The sequence below is a fragment of the Methylibium sp. T29 genome, from assembly GCF_000576205.1.
GTDB classification, from domain to species: Bacteria; Pseudomonadota; Gammaproteobacteria; order Burkholderiales; family Burkholderiaceae_C; genus Methylibium; species Methylibium petroleiphilum.
The window spans coordinates 1-4,572 of the sequence record NZ_AZND01000251.1; the positions used below are offsets into that span (position 1 = coordinate 1).

Genomic DNA, 4,572 nt, shown 5'->3' on the forward strand with positions numbered 1-4,572 from the left:
GGCGTGGCGGGGCCCAGCGTGGGCTCGGCGGGATCGTCGAAACTGCTCATGGACTGCTCGGTGTGGAAGCGGCGCCGAAGGCGGGCCGGATGTCCGCGGAAGGATACCAACTCACCTGGCCGTCGCGCTCCGCCACGCGAACGGCCTTGAGGCGCGCACCGCCACAGGGCCCGGCGATGCAGTAGCCGTCGGACGGCTCGTAGGTGGCGCCGTGGATCGAACAGACGATGTAGCGGCGGTCACCGTCCAGGAACTCGCCTTCCTGCCAATCCATCTCGACCGGCACATGGGCGCAGCGGTTCAGGTAGGCCACCAGCTGGCCGTCGACGCGCAGCACGAAGGCGCGCAGCGGCTGGCCGTGCTCGAGCACGTCGAACAGCACGGCCCGTCCGCCCTCGGCCAGGTCGGACGAGGCGCACAGCGGCACGCCGGTGCCGGGGTCGGCGGGCTCAGGCATGGGCGCGCAACCAGTGGTCGAGCTCGGCCGTCGAATGGGCCACGAAGCGCGGTGCGTAGGTCTCGAAGGCCGCCGGCTCGTGCGCTCCGAAGCTGACGGCGACGCTGGCCGTGCCGGCGTTGGCGGCCAGTTGCAGGTCGTGCGTGGTGTCGCCGATCATCAGCGTGCGGGCCGGCGCGACGCCCAGCTCGGCCATCAGCTCCTGCAGCATGCGCGGATGCGGCTTGGACGCGGTCTCGTCGGCGGTGCGGGTGGCGTCGAACAGACCCTGGAGCTGCACCGTGTGCAGCGCCTCGTCGAGCCCGCGGCGCGACTTGCCGGTGGCCACGCCCAGCCAGTGCTGGCGCGCCTTCAGCGCGTGCAGCATGTCCAGCGCGCCGGCGAACAGGCTGAGCTCGTGCTGCCGCGCGAAGTAGTGGTGCCGATAGCGTTGACCGAGCTCGGGGTAGCGCTCGCGCGGCAGGCCGGGCACGGCATGCTGCAGCGCCTCCTGCAGGCCCATGCCGATCACGTAGGCGGCCTGGGTGTCGCCCGGCACCTCGGTGCCGAGGTCGGCGGCGGCCGCCTGGATGCACTTGACGATCAGCGCGGTGGAGTCGTACAGCGTGCCGTCCCAGTCGAACACGACGAGGTCGAACTGGCGGGGGCGGAATGCGCTCATGGAGGGGGCGGTGGGGCCGCGACGCGCGGCAGGGCTGTCAGGAGGAGCCGGCATTCTGCCGGCAGGGCGGCCTCGAGCTCGATCGTCTCGCCGCTCGCGGGGTGCTCGAAGCGCAGCCGCCGCGCGTGCAGGAACATGCGGTCGAACTTCACCCCCGGCACGGCCTCGCCGCGGGCGAAGGCCTTGTTCAGCGCGAAGTCGCCGTATTTGTCGTCACCGACGATGGCGTGGCCGGCGTGCGCGAGGTGCACGCGGATCTGGTGAGTGCGGCCGGTCTTGATGGTCACGTCGAGCAGGGTGTAGCCGGCGTAGGCGGCGGCCACCTGCACCAGCGTGATCGAACGTTGGCCGTCCTCGTCGTCCGCGCCGGTGACGCGCACCCGGCGCTCGCCGGCACCGTCGAGGTACTTGTGCAGCGGCGCGTCGATCACCTTGTGCCGGGCCGGCCAGGCCCCGGGTACCAGCGCCGCGTAGGTCTTGCCGGTCTCGCGCGCGCGGAACTGGTCCTGCAGACGCGTGAGTGCGCTGCGCTTCTTGGCGAGCAGCAGCAGGCCGGAGGTCTCGCGGTCGAGGCGGTGCACCAACTCCAGGAACTTCGCCTGCGGCCGGGCCCGGCGCAGCTGCTCGATGACGCCGAAGCTCACGCCGCTGCCGCCGTGCACGGCCACGCCGGCCGGCTTGTCGATCACCAGCAGGTGCTCGTCCTCGTGAACGACCGGGAACTCGCGGGGCGGCGCAGCCTCGCGCTCGGCCGGGGTGGCCATCCGCACCGGAGGCAGGCGCAGTTCATCGCCGGCCGCGAGCCGCGTGTCGGCGGCGGCGCGGCCCCGGTTCACCCGCACCTCGCCGCTGCGGATGATGCGGTAGACGTGCGTCTTCGGCACGCCCTTGAGCGTCTTGACGAGGTAGTTGTCGAGCCGCTGGCCGGCGCCGTCTTCGCCGACCGTCAGGTGTCTCACCGCGGGGGCCGGCGGTGGTCGCGCGGCCGGGCTGGCGACCGGGCGCGGGGCAGCCACCGGGGCTCGCGAGGCCTTGCGCGCCGGGGCCGCTTTGCCTCCTATAATGCGTTGCACCACGTGTGCGCCGTAAGTGATTGATTTGCTTGAGTTTAGCGGTCACTTCGCCGTGGCGTGGGCCCTGCAGCCGGATCGGCGGCAGGTATTCGGTGATGCAACGCCGCGTCGAGCGGCCGGGCCGGCTCCCAAGGTGAGCGGCAGGCGGCGCGAGGCGGCGGCAGAGCCAGCGTAGTACGAACCAACCAACAAGGTTTTCCGGTGGCAGACCGGAGGTGCCCCAGGCACCGGCGAGCTGCCCCCCGCGCCCCGTGATGTCCCGGATGTCTTCGGCCCGCCCCCTCCCCTTCGCGCTCCGATCGCCCGCAGCCCCGTCGCTGCGCGTCGGCCCGCGCGTGTGCGGAAGGAGCGCGCCACGCCACGGCCCGGCCGTGGCAAGCCCATCCAGACCCACGCGGACGCACGCGCCAACGCTTGAGCGCCGCAGCGCCCTGACGGGCGTGGTGAGCGGTCGAGTCCAGGGCGATTCCTTCCGGTTCCTCCACGCTGTTTCGTGCATCGACAGGCCGTGCCCGGCGACGGGCCTGGTCGGATTCGTGTGCGGGCGGGCCCCTGGCCTCCCGCACGAAGGAGTGCACATGAAACGCATGCTGATCAATGCCACGCAATCGGAAGAACGGCGCCTGGCGATCGTCGACGGGCAGAAACTGCTCGACTTCGAGACCGAGATCGAGGGGCGCGAACAGCGCAAGGGCAACATCTACAAGGCCGTCGTCACCCGCGTCGAGCCGTCGCTGGAGGCCTGCTTCGTCGACTACGGCGAGGACCGCCACGGCTTCCTGCCGTTCAAGGAGATCTCCAAGCAGTTCTTCAAGGAAGGCGTGACCGTCCGCGACGCGAAGATCCAGGACGTGATCTCCAACGGCACCGAGCTGCTGGTGCAGGTCGAGAAGGAGGAGCGCGGCAACAAGGGCGCGGCGCTGACCACCTTCGTCAGCCTGGCCGGGCGCTACCTGGTGCTGATGCCCAACAACCCGCGCGGCGGCGGCGTGTCGCGCCGCATCGAGGGCGAGGACCGCGAGGAGCTCAAGGAGAACCTCGACCAGCTCGAGTACCCCAAGGGCATGAGCCTGATCGCGCGCACCGCCGGCATCGGGCGCAGCGCCCCCGAGCTGCAGTGGGACCTGAACTACATGCTCAAGCTGTGGAGCGCCATCGACGGCGCGGCCAAGGCGGGCAAGGGCGCCTTCCTGATCTACCAGGAGTCCTCGCTGGTGATCCGTGCGATCCGGGACTACTTCCACGCCGACATCGGCGAGATCCTGATCGACACCGACGACATCTACGAGCAGGCCCAGCAGTTCATGAACCACGTGATGCCGGAATCGGCCTCGCGGGTCAAGCGCTACAAGGATGACGCACCGCTGTTCAGCCGCTTCCAGATCGAGCACCAAATCGAGACCGCGTTCTCGCGCACGGTGAACCTGCCCTCGGGCGGCGCGATCGTGATCGACCACACCGAGGCGCTGGTCTCGGTCGACGTGAACTCGGCGCGCTCGACGCGCGGCTCCGACATCGAGGAGACCGCGACGCGCACCAACCTCGAGGCGGCCGACGAGATCGCGCGCCAGATGCGGCTGCGCGACCTGGGCGGCCTGATCGTCGTCGACTTCATCGACATGGAGGAGAGCAAGAACCGCCGCGAGGTCGAGACCCGCCTGCGCGACGCGCTGCGCACCGACCGCGCGCGCGTGCAGTTCAGCTCGATCAGCAAGTTCGGCCTGCTCGAACTGAGCCGTCAGCGCCTGCGCCCGGCGCTCAGCGAAGGCAGCCACATCACCTGCCCGCGCTGCAACGGCACCGGCCACATCCGCGACACCGAGTCTTCCGCGCTGCAGATCCTGCGCATCATCCAGGAAGAGTCGATGAAGGAGAACACCGCCGCCGTGCACGTGCAGGTACCGGTGGAGGTCACGTCCTTCCTGCTCAACGAGAAGCGCACCGAGATCACCAAGATCGAGCTGCGTCAGCGCACCACCGTGCTGCTGGTGCCCAACAAGCACCTCGAGACGCCGAACTACAAGCTCGAGCGCCTGCGTCACGACGACCCCCGTCTGGAGAACCTGCAGGCCAGCTACACGATGATCGAGGAGCCGGACGACGAGGTCGGCATCACCCGGCGCGAGAAGGCCAAGGCCAAGCAGGAACCGGTGATCAAGGGCGTACTGCCCGATCTGCCCGCCCCGGTGGCCGCGCCGAAACCGGAACCGGTGGCCAAGGCTCCGGTGGCCGCAGCGCCGCCGGTCGTGGCGGCACCGGTGCCTGCCAGCCGCGACGCGGGCGGCGGTGGATTCTTCGGCTGGCTGAAGAAACTCTTCGGCGGCGACGTGCCGCCGGCCACCGCACCCGCGGTCAGCGCGCCTGTCGCACAGCCGGCGAAG

Annotated in this window: 4 protein-coding genes; 1 reads left to right on the forward strand and 3 read right to left on the reverse strand. The window is 70.3% G+C overall.

Annotation, left to right across the window (positions count from 1 at the left end):
• Positions 1-46: 46 nt before the first annotated feature.
• Genes x551_RS18700 through x551_RS18710 form a run of 3 tightly spaced genes read right to left on the reverse strand, consistent with a single transcriptional unit; the run spans position 47 to position 2,077 of the window.
• Complete coding sequence (locus x551_RS18700) at positions 47-457, reverse strand: Rieske (2Fe-2S) protein (RefSeq protein WP_011828259.1); 411 nt, start codon at positions 455-457, stop codon at positions 47-49.
• Positions 450-1,118: an HAD-IA family hydrolase gene (locus x551_RS18705; RefSeq protein WP_011828258.1), complete on the reverse strand. Its 669-nt coding sequence runs from the start codon at positions 1,116-1,118 to the stop codon at positions 450-452. The genes x551_RS18700 and x551_RS18705 overlap by 8 nt, the downstream gene beginning before the upstream one ends.
• A complete protein-coding gene (locus x551_RS18710) occupies positions 1,115-2,077 on the reverse strand; it encodes an RluA family pseudouridine synthase (RefSeq protein ID WP_036235713.1) in 963 nt (320 codons plus the stop codon). Before x551_RS18710 ends, x551_RS18705 begins: the two co-directional genes overlap by 4 nt.
• A 692-nt stretch (positions 2,078-2,769) precedes the next feature.
• Here x551_RS18710 and x551_RS18715 point away from each other — a divergent pair.
• A partial coding sequence (locus x551_RS18715) for an Rne/Rng family ribonuclease (RefSeq protein ID WP_036250135.1) occupies positions 2,770-4,572 on the forward strand: 1,803 nt, incomplete at its 3' end.